The 18,604-nt window shown below is 71.8% G+C and carries 19 protein-coding genes and 1 tRNA gene; 9 read left to right on the top strand and 11 right to left on the bottom strand.

All coding sequences use genetic code 11. The features are described 5' to 3' along the window. Window positions 1–24 precede the first annotated feature (24 nt). The 3 genes from ileS to rarD all read left to right on the top strand — a co-directional run bounded on the left by ileS (window position 25) and on the right by rarD (window position 5,606). The gene (ileS, locus tag ACFQQJ_RS12980; protein WP_377107027.1) at window positions 25–3,207 is read left to right on the top strand and encodes an isoleucine--tRNA ligase; all 3,183 of its coding nucleotides are present in this window, start codon (window positions 25–27) and stop codon (window positions 3,205–3,207) included. Then, window positions 3,207–3,866, top strand: a complete 660-nt coding sequence (locus ACFQQJ_RS12975; protein ID WP_377107025.1) for an alpha/beta fold hydrolase — start codon at window positions 3,207–3,209, stop codon at window positions 3,864–3,866. Before ileS ends, ACFQQJ_RS12975 begins: the two co-directional genes overlap by 1 nt. An 807-nt stretch (window positions 3,867–4,673) precedes the next feature. After that, window positions 4,674–5,606 carry an EamA family transporter RarD gene (gene rarD / locus ACFQQJ_RS12970; RefSeq protein WP_377107024.1) on the top strand — a complete coding sequence of 311 codons (933 nt, stop codon included), beginning with the start codon at window positions 4,674–4,676 and terminating at the stop codon, window positions 5,604–5,606. Window positions 5,607–5,640: 34 nt separating this feature from the next. On the opposite strand, the gene ACFQQJ_RS12965 is transcribed toward rarD, so the two are convergent. From ACFQQJ_RS12965 to ACFQQJ_RS12950, 4 genes are all read right to left on the bottom strand, one after another. Beyond that, entirely contained in the window at window positions 5,641–6,045 is a 405-nt protein-coding gene (locus ACFQQJ_RS12965; protein WP_377107022.1) for a VOC family protein, read from the bottom strand. A gap of 105 nt (window positions 6,046–6,150) precedes the next feature. Continuing rightward, window positions 6,151–7,110, bottom strand: a complete 960-nt coding sequence (locus ACFQQJ_RS12960) for a Gfo/Idh/MocA family protein (protein ID WP_377107021.1) — start codon at window positions 7,108–7,110, stop codon at window positions 6,151–6,153. Continuing rightward, window positions 7,107–7,469, bottom strand: a complete 363-nt coding sequence (locus ACFQQJ_RS12955; protein ID WP_377107019.1) for a hypothetical protein — start codon at window positions 7,467–7,469, stop codon at window positions 7,107–7,109. Before ACFQQJ_RS12955 ends, ACFQQJ_RS12960 begins: the two co-directional genes overlap by 4 nt. Before the next feature lie 4 nt (window positions 7,470–7,473). Beyond that, entirely contained in the window at window positions 7,474–7,794 is a 321-nt protein-coding gene (locus tag ACFQQJ_RS12950; RefSeq protein WP_377107017.1) for a hypothetical protein, read from the bottom strand. An 87-nt stretch (window positions 7,795–7,881) separates the two neighbouring features. Here ACFQQJ_RS12950 and ACFQQJ_RS12945 point away from each other — a divergent pair, with 87 nt between their 5' ends. Genes ACFQQJ_RS12945 through ACFQQJ_RS12935 form a run of 3 tightly spaced genes read left to right on the top strand, consistent with a single transcriptional unit; the run spans window position 7,882 to window position 10,094 of the window. Continuing rightward, window positions 7,882–9,147, top strand: a complete 1,266-nt coding sequence (locus ACFQQJ_RS12945) for an aspartate kinase (RefSeq protein WP_377107016.1) — start codon at window positions 7,882–7,884, stop codon at window positions 9,145–9,147. Between the two features lie 39 nt (window positions 9,148–9,186). Continuing rightward, window positions 9,187–9,480 (top strand): type II toxin-antitoxin system VapB family antitoxin, encoded by a 294-nt coding sequence (locus tag ACFQQJ_RS12940; RefSeq protein WP_377107014.1) that lies wholly within the window; start codon window positions 9,187–9,189, stop codon window positions 9,478–9,480. Between the two features lie 44 nt (window positions 9,481–9,524). Then, a complete protein-coding gene (locus tag ACFQQJ_RS12935; protein WP_377107012.1) occupies window positions 9,525–10,094 on the top strand; it encodes a LytR C-terminal domain-containing protein in 570 nt (189 codons plus the stop codon). 11 nt (window positions 10,095–10,105) lie between these two features. Here ACFQQJ_RS12935 and ACFQQJ_RS12930 read toward each other — a convergent pair whose 3' ends face one another. The 4 genes from ACFQQJ_RS12930 to dhaK all read right to left on the bottom strand — a co-directional run bounded on the left by ACFQQJ_RS12930 (window position 10,106) and on the right by dhaK (window position 13,853). Then, window positions 10,106–11,587 (bottom strand): potassium/proton antiporter, encoded by a 1,482-nt coding sequence (locus tag ACFQQJ_RS12930; protein ID WP_377107010.1) that lies wholly within the window; start codon window positions 11,585–11,587, stop codon window positions 10,106–10,108. A 228-nt stretch (window positions 11,588–11,815) separates the two neighbouring features. After that, on the bottom strand, window positions 11,816–12,208 hold the full coding sequence (gene dhaM / locus ACFQQJ_RS12925) for a dihydroxyacetone kinase phosphoryl donor subunit DhaM (protein WP_377107008.1): 393 nt from the start codon (window positions 12,206–12,208) through the stop codon (window positions 11,816–11,818). After that, the gene (dhaL, locus tag ACFQQJ_RS12920; RefSeq protein ID WP_377107006.1) at window positions 12,205–12,840 is read right to left on the bottom strand and encodes a dihydroxyacetone kinase subunit DhaL; all 636 of its coding nucleotides are present in this window, start codon (window positions 12,838–12,840) and stop codon (window positions 12,205–12,207) included. Before dhaL ends, dhaM begins: the two co-directional genes overlap by 4 nt. An 11-nt stretch (window positions 12,841–12,851) precedes the next feature. Beyond that, window positions 12,852–13,853, bottom strand: a complete 1,002-nt coding sequence (gene dhaK, locus ACFQQJ_RS12915; RefSeq protein ID WP_377107005.1) for a dihydroxyacetone kinase subunit DhaK — start codon at window positions 13,851–13,853, stop codon at window positions 12,852–12,854. Window positions 13,854–14,274: 421 nt separating this feature from the next. Between dhaK and ACFQQJ_RS12910 the strand changes: the two genes are divergently transcribed. Beyond that, window positions 14,275–15,849: a sigma-70 family RNA polymerase sigma factor gene (locus ACFQQJ_RS12910; protein WP_377107004.1), complete on the top strand. Its 1,575-nt coding sequence runs from the start codon at window positions 14,275–14,277 to the stop codon at window positions 15,847–15,849. 77 nt (window positions 15,850–15,926) lie between these two features. Here ACFQQJ_RS12910 and ACFQQJ_RS12905 read toward each other — a convergent pair. The 3 genes from ACFQQJ_RS12905 to ACFQQJ_RS12895 form a co-directional block, all read right to left on the bottom strand. Further along, window positions 15,927–16,011 (bottom strand) — tRNA-Ser (locus tag ACFQQJ_RS12905). Between the two features lie 128 nt (window positions 16,012–16,139). After that, complete coding sequence (locus ACFQQJ_RS12900; RefSeq protein WP_377107002.1) at window positions 16,140–16,592, bottom strand: nucleoside deaminase; 453 nt, start codon at window positions 16,590–16,592, stop codon at window positions 16,140–16,142. Next, window positions 16,589–17,209 carry a tRNA adenosine deaminase-associated protein gene (locus ACFQQJ_RS12895; protein ID WP_377107001.1) on the bottom strand — a complete coding sequence of 207 codons (621 nt, stop codon included), beginning with the start codon at window positions 17,207–17,209 and terminating at the stop codon, window positions 16,589–16,591. Before ACFQQJ_RS12895 ends, ACFQQJ_RS12900 begins: the two co-directional genes overlap by 4 nt. A gap of 122 nt (window positions 17,210–17,331) precedes the next feature. On the opposite strand from ACFQQJ_RS12895, the gene upp reads away from it, so the two are divergent. After that, window positions 17,332–17,958, top strand: coding sequence for a uracil phosphoribosyltransferase (gene upp / locus ACFQQJ_RS12890; RefSeq protein ID WP_377107063.1), 627 nt, complete (start codon window positions 17,332–17,334; stop codon window positions 17,956–17,958). Continuing rightward, the gene (locus tag ACFQQJ_RS12885) at window positions 17,955–18,602 is read left to right on the top strand and encodes a GNAT family N-acetyltransferase (protein ID WP_377106999.1); all 648 of its coding nucleotides are present in this window, start codon (window positions 17,955–17,957) and stop codon (window positions 18,600–18,602) included. The genes upp and ACFQQJ_RS12885 overlap by 4 nt, the downstream gene beginning before the upstream one ends. The last annotated feature ends 2 nt before the right edge of the window (window positions 18,603–18,604 follow it).

Here is an 18,604-nt window from a genome sequence, read left to right as displayed (position 1 = left end):
ACGCCCGACGACGAAGGACCGCAGATGACCACCGATCCCGCTGCCCGCCCGCTGTATCGCCCCGTGCCGGCGATGCTCGACCTGCCGGCGATGGAGCGAGAGATCCTCGACTTCTGGGCGGCGAACGACACCTTCGCCGCGTCGCTGGAGCGCACCGCCGGCGGCCGGCCGTGGACGTTCTACGAGGGCCCGCCCACCGCCAACGGCATGCCCGGCACCCACCACATCGAGGCGCGGGTGTTCAAGGACGTGTTCCCGCGGTTCAAGACCATGCAGGGCTACCACGTCGAGCGCAAGGCCGGCTGGGACTGCCACGGCCTGCCGGTCGAGCTGGCGGTGGAGAAGGAGCTCGGCTTCAACGGCAAGCCCGACATCGAGGCGTTCGGCGTCGAGGCGTTCAACGCCAAGTGCCGCGAGTCGGTGAGCCGCCACGTCGACGCCTTCACCGAGCTCACCCGGCGCATGGGCTACTGGGTGAACCTGGACACGGCCTACTGGACGATGGACGCGTCCTTCGTCGAGTCGGTGTGGTGGGCGCTGAAGCAGATCCACGGCAAGGGCCTGCTCGTCGAGGACTACCGGGTGGCGCCCTACTGCCCCCGCTGCGGCACCACGCTGAGCGACCACGAGCTCGCCCAGGGCTACGAGGACGTGACCGACCCCAGCGTCTACGTCCGCTTCCCCCTGCTGTCGGGGCCGCTCGCCGGGAAGGCCTCCCTGCTGGTCTGGACCACCACGCCGTGGACGCTGGTGAGCAACACCGCTGTCGCCGTCCACCCCGACGTCACCTACGTGGTCGCCACCAAGGACGAACCGGACGGGGAGTCGCTCGTCATCGCAGAGCCGCTGGCGGAGAAGGTGCTCGGCGACGGCTGGCTGCTGGGCCAGTCCTTCACCGGGCGCGACCTGGAGCTGTGGCGCTACGCGCGTCCGTTCGAGCTGGTCGAGTTCCCCGACGTCGTGGGCGGCACCCACTACGTGGTGCTGGCCGAGTACGTGACCACGGAGGACGGCACCGGCCTGGTGCACCAGGCGCCCGCCTTCGGCGAGGACGACATGGCGGTCTGCCGCCAGTACGGCCTGCCGATGGTGAACCCCGTCCGCCCCGACGGCACCTTCGACGACGCGCTCGACCTGGTCGGTGGCCTGTTCTTCAAGACGGCCGACAAGGTGCTCGTGGAGGACCTCCAGGCCCGCGGCCTGATGTTCCGCGTGCTGAACTACGAGCACTCCTACCCGCACTGCTGGCGCTGCCACACCACGCTGCTGTACTACGCGCAGCCGTCCTGGTACATCCGCACCACCGCCATCAAGGACGCCCTGCTGCGCGAGAACAAGGGCACCAACTGGTACCCGGAGAACATCAAGTGGGGCCGCTACGGCGACTGGCTGAACAACAACATCGACTGGGCGCTGTCGCGCTCGCGCTACTGGGGCACCCCGCTGCCGATCTGGCGGTGCGCGGCCGGCCACCAGACGTGCGTGGGCTCCCGGGCCGAGCTGTCCGAGCTGACGGGGCGCGACTACTCCGCGCTCGACCCGCACCGCCCCTTCGTCGACGACGTGACGTTCGCCTGCCCGAGCTGCCAGCAGACCGCCACCCGCGTCCCCGAGGTGATCGACGCCTGGTTCGACAGCGGCTCGATGCCGTTCGCCCAGTGGGGCTACCCCTGGGCGGAAGGGTCCAAGGACGCCTTCGCGACGGCCTACCCGGCCGACTTCATCTGCGAGGCGATCGACCAGACCCGCGGCTGGTTCTACTCGCTGATGGCCGTCGGCACCCTGGTGTTCGACCAGTCGTCGTACAAGAACGTGCTGTGCCTGGGCCACATCCTCGCCGAGGACGGCCGCAAGATGAGCAAGCACCTGGGCAACATCCTCGAGCCGATCCCGCTGATGGACACCCACGGTGCGGACGCGGTGCGCTGGTTCATGGCCGCCGGGGGCTCGCCGTGGGCGTCCCGGCGCGTCGGCCACCAGACGATCACCGAGACCGTCCGCAAGGTGCTGATGACCTACCTCAACACGGTCGCTTTCCAGAGCCTGTACGCGCGGGCCAACGGGTGGACGCCGGGCACCGGGGTCGCCACCCATGTGCTCGACCGCTGGCTGGTCAGTGCCCGCAACACCCTCGTGCGGCAGGTGACCGATGCGCTGGAGGACTTCGACACCCAGCGGGCGGGCGCGTTGCTGGCGACCTTCGTCGACGACCTGTCCAACTGGTACGTCCGCCGCTCTCGCCGCCGCTTCTGGGACGGCGACGCCGGCGCCCTCCAGACGCTGCACGACACCATCGACACCGTCACCCGGCTGATGGCGCCGCTGACCCCGTTCCTGACCGAGCGGGTGTGGCAGGACCTCGTCGTGGCCACCGACGCGGACGCCCCTGCGTCCGTGCACCTGGCCACCTGGCCGGTCGCCGACGAGGCCGCGATCGATACCCGGCTCGACGAGGCCATGCGGCTCACCCGCCGCATCGTCGAGCTCGGCCGCTCGGCCCGCTCCGAGGCGAAGGTGAAGACGCGCCAGCCGCTGGGCCGGGCGCTGATCCCGTCCAGCGCGTTCGGGCTGCTGGACGCGGACCTGCGCGCGGAGGTGATGGCCGAGCTGAACGTCGAGCGCGTGGAGTCGTTCGCGTCCGCCGGCGACCTGGTCGACTACTCCGCCAAGGGCAACTTCCGGGCGCTGGGCAAGCGGTTCGGCAAGCAGACGCCCCTGGTGGCCGCAGCCGTCGCGTCCGCGGACGCCGCGGTGCTGTCGGCCGACCTCGCCACGCACGGCAGGGCGTTCGTGCTGGTCACCGACCTCGGGGAGGTGGAGGTCTCACCGGAGGAGGTGATCGTCTCCGAGCGTCCCCGTGAGGGCTGGTCGGTGGTCAACGAGCAGGGCGAGACCGTCGCGCTCGACCTGGAGCTGACCCCCGAACTCGTCCGGGCCGGCATGGCCAGGGAGTTCATCCGGGCGGTGCAGGAGGCCCGCAAGGCGTCCGGCTTCGAGGTCTCCGACCGGATCAGGCTGTCGTGGGCCTCCGACGTGCCGGAGACGTCGGACGCGCTCCGCGCCCACGCCGCACTGGTGGCAGAGGAGGTGCTCGCGGTGGCCGTGGACGAGGTCGACCCCTCCGTCCTGCTGTCCGAAGGGGTCACCTCGTTCAGCGACGACGAACTGGGCTTCCGGTTCACCGTCGTCCGGGACGGACAGGACTGATGCCCGCCCCCGTCCCGGTCGTCTTCCTGCACTCCGCCGGGCTGACGCCGCAGATGTGGCAGTCGCAGGTCGAGGCTGTCGCCGTCCTCGGCGGGCAGGACGGCGAGGTGCAGGCGATCGCGCCCTGGCTCGCCGGGCTGCGTCCGGGGCGTCCGGGTGAACTGTCGCTCAGCCTTGCCGCGGCAGAGGTGACCAGCACGCTCGACCGGTACGGCATGGAGCGCGCCCGGCTGGTGGGGCACCAGCTGGGTGCGATGGTGGCCCTCCAGGTGGCCGCCGGAGCGCCCGACCGCGTGGCGGGGCTGGTCGTCTCCGGCGCGTTCGCGACCCCGGGACGCCTCGCGCTGCGGCTGCAGAAGTCGCTGATCCGGATGATGCCGAACCGCGCGCTCGCCGACAGCGGCGCCACCAAGGACGACCTGGTGCGCGCCCTGGACCTGATGGCCACCGCCGACCTCGGCGCCGACCTGGGACGGCTCGCCGTCCCGGTGCTCGTGGTCGCCGGCGCGACCGACCCGGGCCTCCCGGCCGCACGCCAGCTGGCCGCGCAGCTCCCGATGGCCCGCCTCGAGATCCTCCCCGACACGGGTGCCAACCCGAGCCTCGAGGCGGCCGACGCCTACAACCGCCTGCTCGTCGACTTCCTCGCGTCCACCTGAACCCGCCCGCATCCGCCCCTCCGCCCGGTTCACCCCCCCTCCGCCCGGTTCGCCCCCGAATGCAACGCCCGCTGCCGAAATTCCGGAAGCAACCGTTGCGATCGGCAGCAAGCCGCTCTCACGGGACGGTTGGGACGCGGACGCGGCCGGCCCCACGACCGGCGGGAGCGGGCCGAACCGGACGGGCCCTTCGGCCCGCGACGAACCACTTCGCTCGCCGACCTGCCACCCCCTCGCGCCCGAGGCTCGTCCCCCAACCCACTCACGCCGCCCTCGCCTCCCGACCACCCATTCGCGCTCCCGGGTGCAACCCTTGCTGCCGAAATTCCGGCAGCAAGCGTTGCGATCGGCAGCAAGAAGCCCCGACGGGACGGGTGAGACGCGGGGAGACCCCCGGCTCGGCCAGGCCGAGCGCAGGCCAACCCGCACAGGACCGCAGGTCGATCCACCCCGGCTGAGGGCGCCGACCCGCCCTCGCGCCGCCGCCCCGTCCTCCCGCCCACACGGCTGCCTCCCATCCCACCCCCAGCAGCCTGCCTCCCGTCCCACTCGTCCGCCCGCCTCCCGTCCCCCCATCCGCCTGCCGCCGTCCCACCCCATCCGCCTGCCGTCGCCCCCCATTCGCGCCGCCGAGTGCAACCCTTGCTGCCGGAATGTCGGCAGCAAGGGTTGCGATCGGCAGCAAACGCGACCAGAGGGACGGGCGGGACGGGCGGGGCACGGGCGGGCGTGCGAGAACCGGGGGCTGAGCAGCCTCGACGCTGGACGGTGCGGGTTGCGCGGGCGGCCCGGTCGTAGTGTGGGCCGGTGCCCGACCAACGCCCGCCGCAGCTCGACCCGAGAGGGTTGGCCCTCGCCTTCGGCGCGTACCTGCTGTGGGGCGCGTTTCCCCTGTACTTCAAGCTGCTCGCGGCCGCCGACCCGTTCGAGATCATCGGCCACCGGGTGTTCTGGACGTTCGTGCTGTGCCTGGCCGGAGTGCTGGTCTGGCGGGAGTGGGGGCACCTCCGCCAGGTGCTGGCCGACCGGGCGCTGTTCTGGCGGCTGAGCGCCGCCGGCTTCCTGGTCACGGTGAACTGGTCGATCTACGTGTGGGGTGTGCTCAACGACCACATCGTCGACGCGGCGCTCGGCTACTTCATCAACCCGCTGGTCACGGTGGCCCTCGCGGTGCTGGTGCTGCACGAGCGGCTGCGCACCGCGCAGAAGGTGGCCGTGGGGGTCGGCGCGGTCGCCGTCGTCGTGATCGCCGTCGGCTACGGCCAGGTGCCGTGGGTGGCCCTGTCGCTGGCGGCGTCCTTCGGGCTCTACGGGCTGATGAAGAAGCAGGTCGGGGGCATCGTCTCGCCGCTGGTCGGCCTGACCGTCGAGACGGCCCTGCTGGCCCCGCTCGCCCTGGGGTTCCTCGTGTGGCTCCAGGCCTCGGGGACGAGTGCGTACCTCGCCCACGGCCCCGGCCTGACCGTCGGGCTGACGCTGGCAGGCGTGGTGACGGCGGTGCCGCTGCTGATGTTCGCCGCGGCCAGCAGCCGCATCCCGCTGAGCATGATGGGCCTGATCCAGTACCTGACCCCGGTGATCCAGTTCTCCCTCGGCGTCTGGGTGAACCACGAGGTGATGCCCGCGCCACGCTGGATCGGTTTCGGCCTGGTCTGGGTGGCGCTCGTCGTGCTGACCGTCGACAGCCTGCGGGCAGCGCGCACCCGCGACCTCGTGATCGCACCGGAGATCATGGACTGACGCCCCCGGGGCGGACGGGGGCGTCGCACGGTCCTCACGCGGCGGAGATGTTGAACAGCCACTCGATGCCGAAGCGGTCCTTCACGTCGCCGTAGGTGTCGCCCCAGACCTGCGCCTGCAGGGGCTGGCCGGGCGTGCCGTCCGCGGCGAGGCGCTCGTACCAGCCGGTGAGGAGGTCGAGGTCGTCGCCCATCAGGGCCAGGTGGATGCGCGACCCGGCCCACTCCCGCTCGGCACCCGCCAGGGCGTCGGAGGCCATGATCGTGAAGGCCGGGGTGACGAGCTGCGCGTGCATGATGCCGTCGGCCGGGACGCCCTCGATGCCGTACTCCCCGAAGGTGGAGATGGCGGCCTCGCCGCCGAACACCTCCTGGTAGTAGGCCAGCGCCTCGCGGGTGTTGCCGGGGAAGTTCAGGTAGCAGAACAGCTGGACGGCCATGGCACGGCTCCTCGGGACGGGCAGCAGGGACGCTCCGACCGTATGCCGCCGCAAGGGAGGCCTGACAAGGGCGGACGGCTAAGCAGTTCCAGCCCCGGGCCGGGGCTAGCGACCCAGCTGGCTCAGCACCTCGGCCATCACCTGCTGGACGGCGAGCGTGTCGTCGAGCGGCATGACCGGGCTCTCGGTGAGCCCGGCGGCGAGGCACTCCCCCACGTGGATGAGCTCGTGGCAGTAGCCGACGCCCGTCCTTGCCAGGGTCAGTTCCTCGGGCTCGCGCCCGAGCAGGTGGACCGACAGCTGCTCGCCCCGGTGGAACCGCGGCTTCACCTCGACCCACCCCTTCGTCCCGGCCACCACCTGGCGTCCCGGCCCGGGCGCGGTGAACCCGATCGCCTGGGTGGAGTAGCGGCCGTCGTCCCAGCCGAGCAGGATGCCCGCCTCCCCCTCCACCCCGTTCGGGTAGAGCCCGCCGACGGCGTGGACGAGGCTCGGCGTGCCGAGGAACTGCTGGGCGAAGGAGATGACGTACACGCCCAGGTCGAGGACGGCGCCGCCACCGAGGGCCGGGTTGAACAACCGGTCCGCCGGCTCGAACTCGCGGAACGCGAGCAGGTCTCCGTAGACGGCCCTGATCTCACCGAGTTCGCCGTCGGCGACCATCTGGCGAAGCCGCACGATCGCCGGCAGGAAGCGGGTCCACATGGCCTCCATCACGAAGACGCCCCGCTCGCGTCCTGCGCGGATGACGGCCTCGGTGTCCGCCACGGACGTGGTGAACGACTTCTCCACCAGCACCGCCTTGCCCGCCTCGATCGCGGCGAGCGCCAGGTCGGTGTGCTGGCCGTGCGGGGTGGCCAGGTAGATGGCGTCCACGTCGGACGCGAACAGCTCGGCGTAGCTGCCGTGGGCCTGCGGGATGCCGAAGCGCCCCGCGAATTCCCGGGCCCGCTCGAGCGAGCGCGACCCGACAGCCACCAGTTCTGCGTCCGGCACGTGTGCGAACTCCGCCGCAACGGTCGCGGCGATCCGTCCCGGTCCGGCGATCCCCCAGCGAACGCTCACCGCAGTTCCCCCTGGTCGTCCCCCACGTCGCCGCGGCCGAGCGCGCGTCTGCGTGCCTTCAGGTGCGCGCCGACGTTGCCCAGCACCACGCTGCTGACCAGTGCGATCAGCATGGCCGGCCACCAGCCGATCTGGCCCATGATCGCCAGCAGGATCATCACCGGCCAGACGAGGCCTCCGATCGTGGTCACCACCGTCTCGGTGACCGAGGGCGGTGGTGACACCGGGCGTGGCACCAGCGGAGCGCCCGAGGCCGAGTAGACCGGGCCCTCCAGCGGCGCGTCCTGGGAGGCGTCGAACCCCGGCTGCTGCCAGGTCGGCTCCGTGTCGCCCGTGGGCGGGGGAGGTGTGCTGGTCACAGGATCATCGTAGGACGGTGCCCGCCGGAGCGCGCTCCAGCTGGACCCGCTGCTGCCAGGCGAGGAAGAGCTGCCGCTTCAGCACCGCGCTGGCCACGATGGCCAGCACCAGGGCCGACACCCAGCTCCCGGTCACCACGGCCACCACCAGGGCGAGCGGCCAGACCAGCCGCCGCATCGTCCGCAGCGTCTCCTCCTGCGCCGTGGGCGGCGCGACCACCACGGTCGCTGCCGGCACGAGGACGGGCCCCGACACGGGCTCTCCCGCGGGGCGGGTGTCGAAGGACGGCTGTTCCCAGTGCTGTTCGGTCGGGGCGTAGGTCATGCGTTCCACCGTAGGTCGCGGACCGGGCTGCGCCCATCAGGTGAGTCCACGACCGGACCCTGGTCCGACATCTGGCAGAGTGGAACGGTGCGGGTGGTACAGAAGTTCGGTGGGTCGTCGGTCGCCGACGCGGAGAGCATCAAGCGGGTGGCGCGACGGATCGTCTCGGCGCAGGCCGGCGGCAACGAGGTGGTCGTGGTCATCTCGGCCATGGGCGACACCACGGACGAGCTCATGGACCTGGCGCTCCAGGTGTCGCCGGAGCCGCGTCCCCGCGAGCTCGACATGCTGCTCACCGCCGGCGAGCGGATCAGCGCGGCGCTGCTGGCGATGGCGATCAACGACCTCGGCGCGACGGCACGGTCCTTCACCGGCTCCCAGGCCGGCGTGATCACGACCGGGACGCACGGCGACGCGCGGATCATCGACATCACGCCCGGGCGGATCGTCTCGGCCCTGGCCGAGGGCGACGTGGTGATCGTCGCCGGCTTCCAGGGGGTGTCCCAGACCACCAAGGACGTCACCACGCTGGGACGCGGCGCGTCCGACACCACGGCGGTGGCCCTCGCCGCGGCCCTGGGCGCCGCCTATTGCGAGATCTACTCCGACGTGGACGGGGTGTTCACCGCCGACCCCCGGATCGTCCCGGGCGCCCGCCAGATCCCCCAGATCGGGTACGAGGACATGCTGGAGCTGGCCGCCAACGGCGCCAAGATCCTGCACCTGCGCTGCGTCGAGTACGCGCGGCGCGAGCACGTCCCGGTGCACGTCCGCTCGTCGTTCAGCGACCTGCCGGGCACCTGGGTGAAGGACATCGACTACGAGGAGAGTGGCATGGAGCAGCCCCTGATCGAAGGCATCGCGCATGACCGCAGCGAGGCCAAGATCACGATCGTCGGCGTGCCCGACCGGGTCGGCGAGGCCGCGGACATCTTCAGCGCGGTGGCCGACGCCGACGTGAACATCGACATGATCGTGCAGAACGTCTCCCGCGAGCACGAGCAGGCCACCGACATCTCCTTCACCCTCGCCCAGACCGACGGCGCCCGGGCCATCGCCGCGCTTCGCGAGGCGCAGGAGCGCATCGGCTTCGTGGACGTCCTCTACGACGACCAGGTCGGCAAGGTCTCCGTCGTCGGCGTCGGCATGCGCTCCCACCCGGGCGTCACCGCCCGGTTCTTCCGGGCGCTGGCGGACGCCGGGGTGAACATCGGGATGATCTCGACCTCGGAGATCCGGATCTCTGTCGTGGTCGATATCAAGGACGTCGAGACCGCCGTCCGCGCCGGCCACACCGCCTTCGGCCTCGACAGCGAGGGCGAGGCGGTCGTCTACGCCGGCACCGGGCGGTAGCCGGCCGGGGCGTTCCGGTGCGCCCCGTAGACTCGAATCGTGATCTTCAAGCGCGTCGGTGAGTCCCGTCCCTACCCCGAGCACGGCTACGTGCAGAAGCAGTGGGCGGCGATCGCCCCGCAGCAGGTGCGGCTGGACGAGCTCGTCACGACCAAGCGCACGCTCGACCTCGAGGCGCTGCTGGAGGAGGACTCCACCTTCTACGGTGACCTGTTCGCCCACGTGGTGAGCTTCGAGGGTGACCTCTACCTCGAGGACGGCCTGCACCGGGCCCTCCGGGCCGCCCTCCAGCAGCGCCAGACCATGCACGCCCGCGTCCTGGAACTCAAGTAGGCTTGAACGAGGTTCGCCACCAGTCGTCTGTCCCGGGAGTGCACGTGCGCAAGGTCATCAGGGTCCTCAAGACCCCGGTCACGCTGCTGCTGCTGCTCGCGATCCTCGGCTACGGCGCGAAGTGGGGCTACGACCAGGCGACGAAGGACACCTCCAAGCCGGACGCCGCCTGCGTCATGCAGGACGTCGGGGACTACCTCACCTCGGACAAGGTGACGGTGCGCGTGCTGAACGGCGGCGAGACCGGCGGGCACGCCAAGAACACCCGCTTCTTCCTGATCTCGCACGGCTTCCACGTGACCCACTACAACAACTCCGACCGCAAGGTGGAGACCACGACGGTCATCGGCAACTCCGCCGACGACCCCGAGGTGAAGCTGGTCGCGCAGATGTTCGACGGCGCGGTCACCGAGGGTGACGGCCGCGCCGACCACGTCGTCGACGTGATCGTGCCGACGCCCTACCAGGACCGCAAGAACCCGCCCGAGCCGAAGGTCGCCGTGACCGGCCCGGTCTGCCTGCCCGTGATCACCACGGCCTCGGCCGAGCCGACCGAGGAGACGGTCACCCCCACGCCGACGCCGAGCGAGACGCCCACCAAGAAGAAGAAGTAGCGACGGGGGGCTCACTCCCCCGGCAGCCAGCCCCCCAGGCGTCCGCCGTGGGAGATGCTGCGCAGCCGCGCCTCCACCCGGCGCCGGTCGGTGCCGTTGGTCACGATCAGCAGGTCGTCCCCGGAGCGCACGATCTGGTCGGGCTTGGGGGTGAACGGCTCGCCGTCGCGGACGATCAGCGAGACCACCGAGTTCCTCGGCAGCCGTAGCTCCCGGATCGTCACGCCGTGCAACCGCGAGCCGCTGGCCACGTGCACCTGCATCATGTCGGCCTTGATGGTGTCGAGCGGCGCGAACTCGAACTCGACGTCGGTCGAGTCCTCCCCCGTGGAGACCCGGAGCTTGCGGGCCACCCAGGGCAGGGTCGGCGACTGGACGAGGGTGAACACGATGACGAAGGCGAACACGATGTCGAACAGCGCGATCGCGTCCGGCGCCCGCGCGGCCAGGGGGACGGTGGCCATGATGATCGGCACCGCGCCGCGCAGTCCCGCCCAGGAGACGAACGCCTGGTCACGCCACGGCACCCGGAAGATCGTGAGGCAGGCCATCACGGAAAGGGGCCTGGCCACGAAGGTGAGGAAGGCACCCACGGCGATCCCGACGAAGATCGACCAGGGCGACTCCCGCAAGGGCTCCGACAGCATGCCGAGCATGACGAACAGGCCGATCTGCGCGACCCAACCCACGCCCTCCGCGAACGACCGGGTAGCGTGCCGGTGGGGCAGCTGGCCGTTGCCGAGGACGAACGCTGTGACGTACACCGCCGCGAAGCCGGAGAGGTGGAGCATGCTGCCCAGCCCGTACGACATGACCGCCCAGCCGAGCCCGGCCAGGGGGTAGAGGCCGGACGCCGGGAGCGCGATGCTCCGGAGCGCCCGGACACCGAGCCAGCCGAGCGCCGCGCCCAGCAGCACGCCGCCGACCAGTTCCAGCACGATCATGCCGACCATCACGCCGGGGTTGTCGTGCGTCCCCCGGCCCAGGGCCCACTCGGTGGCCGTGGCCACGAGCAGCACGATCGGTGCGTCGTTGAAGCCCGACTCGGCCTCGATGACGGCGCGCAGCCGGGCCGGCAGCGGCACTTTGCGCAGCACGGAGAAGATGGCGGCGGCATCGGTGGGCGACATGATCGCCCCGAGCAGGACGGCGGTCGTCGGCGCCAGCCCGAGGACGAAGTGGGCGAAGGCCGCCACGGTGGCCACCGAGATCCCCACCCCGACCGTGGCCAGCATCACGGCGGCCGGCAGCGCGCCGCGGATCTCCGTCCAGCGCGTGGTGTAGCCGCCCTCGGCCAGGATCAGGACGAGCGCGGCGAAGCCGAGGGAGTGGGCGAGCTCTGCGTTGTCGAACTCGACGAAGAACTGCAGCCCGGCGCCGAGGCCGAGGAACAGGATCAGGGACGGCAGCCCCAGCCGCGACCCGAGGCGGGCCGCGCCGACGGCGACCAGAAGCACGACCGATCCCAGCAACAGCACCTGGTCGAGTCCCACGCCGCCTCCTCTGGCCGGAGTCTAGTGACGCAGGGCACCGGGCACCGATTGCGGCGTCCACCGGAACGTCCGGGGCGGAGGCCGGGGACACACCACGGGCCGGCCCCGAAGGACCGGCCCGTGGTGGCGCCTGTCGACGCACTCACGCCCGTGCGGCACGTGGCGCCACGTGCCGGACGTCGCAGCGAGGCCCGCGAGGGCTGGCCGGCTGATCGGAGGGGTGAGTGCTCAGCTGAACAGCTCGCGGGCCCGGCCGGCAGCGACAACCGCGTCGAGGTCGCCGCCCACCTGGGCGGTGACGGCGGCTGCCACCGCTCCCTCGACGAGAGGACCATCGGCGAACTTCACGTGCGCCGCCTCCTCGTCGTCGAGGAAATCGAGGACCGACTCCACCGTCATGGTGGCCGATCCGAGGTCGGTCAGGATGGCGACGTCGTGGCCGGCCGCACGCAGCTCGGTCACGGCGTCGTTCACCTTGTCGAAGGACGTGCCGATACGCCCGTCATCGGTGCCGCCGGCCGCCCTGAGTGCCACGTCCTTGGCCATCTGGGCGGCCAGCTCCACCACCCCCTCGGCGAGTTGTACCGAGTGGGAGACGATCACCAGAGCGACGCCGCTCACAGCGCCTCCGCTGCGTCCGCGGCCGCGTTCAGGATGTACGCGGTCGAGGTCGCCCCGGGGTCCTTGTGCCCGATGGACCGCTCGCCCAGGTAGGACGCGCGACCCTTGGTGGCCTGGAGGGGGATGGTCGCCTCGGCACCCTCGGCCGCCGCCGTGGCGGCTGCGCGGAGCGCCTCGGCCGCCGTCGCCCCGCTCGCGGCTGCGGCCCGCGCCGCCTCCAGAGCCGGGGTCCAGGCGTCCACCATGGTCTTCTCACCCGTCGTCGCCTTGCCGCGGGAGACGATCCCGTCCAGCGCGCCGGCGATCAGGTCCGCCACGCCGTTGGCGTCGACGTCGCCCTCGACCGCCTTCGCCGCCCGCAGGAACGCCGTCCCGTAGAGCGGGCCGGCGGCACCGCCGACCTTCGACATCAGGGTGGAGGCCACGATCTTCAGCACGCCCTGGACGTCGGCGATGCCGCCCTCGTCCAGCTTGGCGACGACCGCCTTGAAGCCCCGGTCCATGTTCTCCCCGTGGTCCCCGTCACCGATGGCGCGATCGAGGTCGATCAACTCCATCCGGTGCTCGGCCAGGACGGCCTGGGCGCCGCGAATCCACGCGTCCGCCCAGGCCACCGACAAGCTGTCGCTCACCTGCCGCTACCTCAGAGCCCGCGGCGGAAGGCCGGGGTGAGGACGGGGGCGTCCCAGAGCTCGGTCATCTCGTCGTCGAGCTTCAGCACGGTCACCGAGCAGCCCTGCATCTCCAGCGAGGTGATGTAGTTGCCGACCAGCGAGCGGGCGACCTCCAGCCCGGCGTCCATCAGGCGCTTGCGGGCGTGGTTGTACACGATGAACAGCTCGGCCTCGGGCGTGCCGCCCATGCCGTTGACGAAGAGCAGGACCTTGCTGCCGGCCTCGGGCTTCATGTCCTCGAGGATCGGGTCGACCAGCATGTCGGTGATCTCGTCGGCGGTGGCCATCGGGACGCGCTTGCGGCCCGGCTCGCCGTGGATGCCGATACCGATCTCGATCTCGTCCTCGCCGAGGTCGAAGGAGGGCTTGCCGGCGTGCGGGACGGTGCAGGCGGTGAGCGCCATGCCCATCGAGCGGACGTTGTCGTTGACCTTGGTCGCGACGGCGAGGACGCCGTCGAGGTCGTCGCCACGCTCGGCGGCGGCGCCGGCGATCTTCTCGACCAGGACGGTGCCACCGACGCCACGGCGCCCGGCGGTCCAGGTGGAGTTCTCCACGGCCACGTCGTCGTTGACCACGATCGCCTTGACCGTGATGCCCTCCATCTCGGCCATCTCGGCTGCGGTCTCGAAGTTGAGCACGTCACCGGTGTAGTTCTTCACGATGTGCAGCACGCCGGCGCCGCCGTCGACGGCCTTGGTCGCGTCGAGGATCGGGTCGGGCGTCGGGGAGGTGAAGACAGCGCCGGGAACGGCCGCATCGAGCATGCCCTTGCCCACGTAGCCCGCGTGCAGCGGCTCGTGACCCGAGCCACCACCGGAGACCAGGCCGACCTTGCCCTGGACCGGAGCGTCCGCGCGAACGACGTAGTCAGGGTCGAAATGAACGGTGACCAGATCGGCGTGGGCCGCCTGGAATCCGGCCAGGGTCTCGGCCACGACATTGGCCGGATCGTTGATCAGTTTCTTCACAGGGCTCTCCTTTGAGGCGCGTTGTGGGTGGGCACAGCCAACTCTGCCGCTAACCCGAGCGGCGGAAAAGGGGCACCGCGGCGCACTTTCGTTCACGCCGACCGTGATCGCTGAACGAGTGTCAAGCGCTAACCCCCTAGTCGCGCCGCATCATCGGGCCGTCCCGGCGCCTCTGGGAGGACGGCCGGCGAAAGTTCCTGCCCGGATCGCGTCATGCCGGTGGCGACCCGGTGTCTTGATAGGTGAGTAGGGCACCTTCGGGGGGACGTGCCCGCACTCATCGGACGGGGAGAGCTCCCCCGTCCGGCAGGGGGGTGGTGTAGCCCATTCGGGAACTGACGTCAGCACCCGACCCGCGTTTATCGTGGTGGGGAGTCAGTCAGTCGGGAGGGGTCCCAGGAATGGCAAGCGACGCTGTCGCATGACGCTGCACTCTGACGCGCCCAGCGGCCGTCCGGACGAGAACCGGACGGCGCTGGCGCGCACCACCCCGGACGAGGCCGACGACCGGTTGCTGCTCCAGCTGAGCCGCGCCGGGGACACGGACGCCTTCGCCGAGCTCTTCCGGCGCTACCGGCCGTTCGCCGTGCGGGTGGCGGCCCGCACCAGCAGCCGCGTGGACCCGGACGATGCCTCGGCGGAGGCCTTCGCCCGCGTGTGGCACTCGCTCCGCGCGGGCGGGGGCCCGGAGCGCACCTTCAAGCCCTATCTGGCCACGGCCGTCCGCAACGTCATCCTGAACTGGTCACGCCGGCAGGAGACGCCGATCGAGCCGGCCACCCTCAGCGAGGTCATCGAGGACACCGGCGGCGGAGCAGCGGTCGAGGACACCGCGATCGCGATCTCCCAGGCCTCGATGGTGGTGCGCGCCTTCGGCACGCTGCCCGAGCGCTGGCGCTCCGCGCTGTGGGCGACCGAGGTCGAGGGACGCCCGGTGGCCGAGCTGGCCGAGGAACTCCGGCTCAGCGTCAACGCCGCGTCCGCACTGTGCCTGCGTGCCCGGGAGGGCCTGCGCGTCGCCTGGCTCCAGGCCCACGTCGAGGACTCGGCCGAGGACACCGAGTGCCGCTGGGTGCTCGAGCGGCTCGGGGCCCATGCCCGGGGGCGCCTGCCGAAGGGGCAGCGCACGCGCGTCGAGGCGCACCTCGCCGAGTGCGCGTCCTGCGCGGGCACCTCGCGGCGGCTGGCCGTGATCGGCGGAACGCTGCGCACGGCGACCCTGTTCGCCGGGACCGGCGTGACGCTCGCCTCCCTGCGGGCGCTGGGGTTCTGGGGTGCGGGCAACACCGCAGCCGCCGCCACCCTCGGCTCGGGGGCGCGCCGCGCCGCACGCGCGACCCTCCAGCACGCCGCGGCTCCGCTGCACGTCGGGGTCGCCGCCAGCGCCGTCACCGCGGCGGCGGTCGCCGTCGCCCTGGGCCTGCCGGCCACCTCCGTCGCCGAGCAGGTCACCCAGATGGCCGCTGCGCCACCGGTGCCGACCGTTGCGTCACCGACCTGGACGCCGACGCCGACGCCGACCGTGGAACCGCCGGCCACGCCGTCCGCGACACCGACCACCCGCGAGGTCACCGCCGGCACCACCGAGCCCCGGGCCACGCCCGCGTCCCCGCGCACGAGCCCGTCGGCGACCACCGCGCCCACCCCGGACGTGAGCCCGACGACCGGCCCGACCGGGACGCCCACGCCCACCGGCACGGCGACGCCCCGCCCGTCCGCGACCTCGGACCCGTCGGGGACACCCAGCGCCTCGCCGAGCGCGAGCGGGACCCCAGACCCGGGGACCACCGCCACGCCGAGCCCCACCCCGACGCCGACGACCTCGCCGACCCCGACAACCCCTGCGCCGAGCCCGACGCCCACGCGCACGCCGACGCCGTCCGTCCCGCCCTCGCCCCCGCCGTCAGCCCCGACGCCGACGCCGACGCCGACGTGCGTGGTGGTCGCCGTGGACCCGCTCACCGGCATCCGGATCTGCGTGATCGTGCGCGCCTGAGGCGCATCGACCCCCGGACGCGAAGAAGCCGGTGAACCCTGGGGTTCACCGGCTTCGCATGTCCCTGGGGACACCGGCGGTGGCGGAGGGATTTGAACCCTCGGAGGGTTGCCCCTCACGCGCTTTCGAGGCGCGCTCTTTAGGCCGCTCAGACACGCCACCGCGCAGGAGTGTACCGATCACACGCCGGACCGGGCCAATCGGGAAAGACCCGCTTCCCGCTGCGCCCGCCCGTACCCGCCCGCGCCCCCGCAGGACACCGCACGGGACGCGGGCCACCGGGCCGCGCGTCAGCGGTGGGCGGAGAAGAAGTCCTGGAGGAGCTGCCCGCAGGCGGCCTCGTCGATCCCGCCGACCACCTCGGGACGGTGGTTCAGGCGCGGGTCGCGCACCACGTCCCACAACGAGGCGACCGCGCCCGCCTTCGGGTCGTAGGCGCCGAACACCAGCCGCCCCACCCGGGCCAGCACCAGGGCGCCGGCGCACATCGTGCAGGGCTCGAGGGTCACCACGAGGGTGCAGTCGTCCAGCCGCCAGGAGCCGCGCAGCGCGCTCGCCCGCCGCAGGGCGAGCACCTCGGCGTGGGCTGTCGGGTCGCCGGAGGCCTCGCGCTCGTTGTGCGCCCGGGCGATCACCGCGCCGGTGCGGTCCACCACGACCGCGCCGATCGGCACGTCGGCGTGGACGGGCGCCAGCCGGGCCTCGGCGAGCGCCTCGGCCATCGCCGGCTCCCAGCGGTTCACTCGAAGTCGGCGAGCGCCTTGGCGAACTCGGGCCCGAACTTGATCCGCTGCGCGATGCGCTCGACCAGGGTCGCGGAGTCCTCGTCGTAGTCCTCGGCCATGGCCTCGAGCTCGAAGTCGTGCAGCCCGGAGTCGGCCAGGATGCCGAGGTCGCCCGCCGGACCGGACTCCTCGTCGTCCTCGGGAACCTCGACGCCGAGGAAGTCCACCACGTCACGGGCCAGCGGCCAGTCGGCGGCGGAGACCGCGTCGGACACGAAGGCCTGCACGTGCTTGCCGCGCACGCGGACGATGACGAACACCTCGGAGGCGATCGACACCAGGCCGACCGCTCCCCCGTCGCCGGGCATCCGGCGCAGCTGGGTGATCAGGGCCTCGAGGTCGTTGGCCAGGTCGTAGTCGAGCGCCAGTGCGACCGGCTGGCCGTCCTCCCGGTAGAGGGCGATGACCAGGTCGATGTCGTCCTCGCCGGCGTCGTCGGGGTAGTCGTCCTCGTCGTCGTCCACGTCGGCGTCGTCGAGTTCGTCGTCGCTGACCAGGTCGTCGAGCTCGTCCATCCCCGGACGGTCGTCACCGCGATTCGGCATCTCGAACTCCGGATCCTCCGTTGCTCTCATCGCCGCCTCCTCACCTGAAGCATCGCTCCATCGTGTCAGAAGTGGGGGCGTTGGGCACAGTCCGGTCAGGGCAAATGGTGCGGCGGGCGGTGTGGGAACCTATCGGTGTGGAACTCCGTGTCATCGAGCACCCCCTGGTAGCTCACAAGATCAGCATCCTGCGCGACGAGAGCACCGCCAGCGCGACCTTCCGCCAACTCGTCGAGGAGCTGGTGACGCTGCTCGCCTACGAGGCCACCCGCGAGGTGCGCGTGGAGCCCGTGCAGGTGAAGACTCCGATCACCACCACCACGGGGGTGGGCCTCACCCGTCCCCGCCCGCTGGTCGTGCCGATCCTGCGCGCCGGCCTGGGGATGCTCGAGGGCATGATGCGGCTCATCCCCACCGCCGAGGTCGGCTTCGTCGGCATGGTGCGGGACGAGACGACCCTGCAGCCGTTCACCTACGCAGAGCGCCTGCCCAAGGACCTGTCCGGACGGCAGTGCTACGTGCTCGACCCGATGCTCGCCACCGGCGGCTCGCTGGGTGGCACCGTGCAGTTCCTGGTCGACCGCGGCGCCGACCACATCACCTGCATCTGCCTGATCGCCGCGCCCGAGGGCGTGGCGCGCATGCGTGAACTGGTCGACCCGATCGGCGTCCCCTGCACGCTGGTGTGCGCGGCCCTCGACGACCACCTGAACGAGGTCGGCTACATCGTCCCCGGCCTCGGGGACGCGGGCGACCGCCTCTACGGCCTGGCGCAGTGACCCGGACGCCGGCCGAGGCCTTCCCGCCGCTCGGCCTGCGCATCGAGGCGGGACCGCTGGTGCTGCGGTCGGTCACGGACGACGTCCTGCCCCTGCTCGTGGACGCCGCGCTGTCGGGCGTCCACGATCCTGCGGTGATGCCGTTCCTCGTCCCGTGGACCGAGGTACCGGCCGCCCGGCTGCCGGCCGACTTCACGCGCTTCCACTGGGGCACCCGCGCGACGTGGACTCCCGAGCACTGGCAGCTCGAACTGGCCGTGGAGTGGGACGGCGAGGTCGTGGGCTGCCAAGGGTTCGTCACGCGCGACTACCTGGTCACCCGCACCGGGGAGACCGGCTCGTGGCTGGCCCGGCGCGTCCACGGGCGGGGCATCGGCACCGCCATGCGACAGGCGATCTGCGCATTCGTCTTCGACCACCTCGGCGGTGCGCGGATCACGTCCGGCAGCTTCGCCGACAACCCGGCGTCCGCCGCCGTCAGCCGCAAGGTCGGCTACGTGCCCAACGGGACCACCCGGCTGGCCCGTGGCGGCGCGCCGGTCGAGCACCAGAACTGGATGCTGACGCCCGAGCGGCTCGTGCGCGGAGAGCCGATCACCGTCACCGGCGCGGACGCGTTCCGGTCGTTCATCGGCCTGTCCTAGCG

Origin of the sequence: Propionicimonas sp. T2.31MG-18 (genome assembly GCF_964266745.1) — a bacterium.
Classification (GTDB): Bacteria; Actinomycetota; Actinomycetes; order Propionibacteriales; family Propionibacteriaceae; genus Propionicimonas.
This window is presented reverse-complemented; position numbering and strand designations above follow the sequence as displayed.

What these genes read in the sequence shown, in the direction of transcription:
- ileS (WP_377107027.1), top strand. Translation starts at nt 25, where the DNA reads ATGACCACCGATCCCGCTGCCCGCCCGCTGTATCGCCCCGTGCCGGCG.
- ACFQQJ_RS12895 (WP_377107001.1), bottom strand. Translation starts at nt 17,209, where the DNA reads ATGAGAGCAACGGAGGATCCGGAGTTCGAGATGCCGAATCGCGGTGAC.
- ACFQQJ_RS12950 (WP_377107017.1), bottom strand. Translation starts at nt 7,794, where the DNA reads ATGACCTACGCCCCGACCGAACAGCACTGGGAACAGCCGTCCTTCGAC.
- ACFQQJ_RS12975 (WP_377107025.1), top strand. Translation starts at nt 3,207, where the DNA reads ATGCCCGCCCCCGTCCCGGTCGTCTTCCTGCACTCCGCCGGGCTGACG.
- ACFQQJ_RS12910 (WP_377107004.1), top strand. Translation starts at nt 14,275, where the DNA reads ATGACGCTGCACTCTGACGCGCCCAGCGGCCGTCCGGACGAGAACCGG.
- ACFQQJ_RS12965 (WP_377107022.1), bottom strand. Translation starts at nt 6,045, where the DNA reads ATGGCCGTCCAGCTGTTCTGCTACCTGAACTTCCCCGGCAACACCCGC.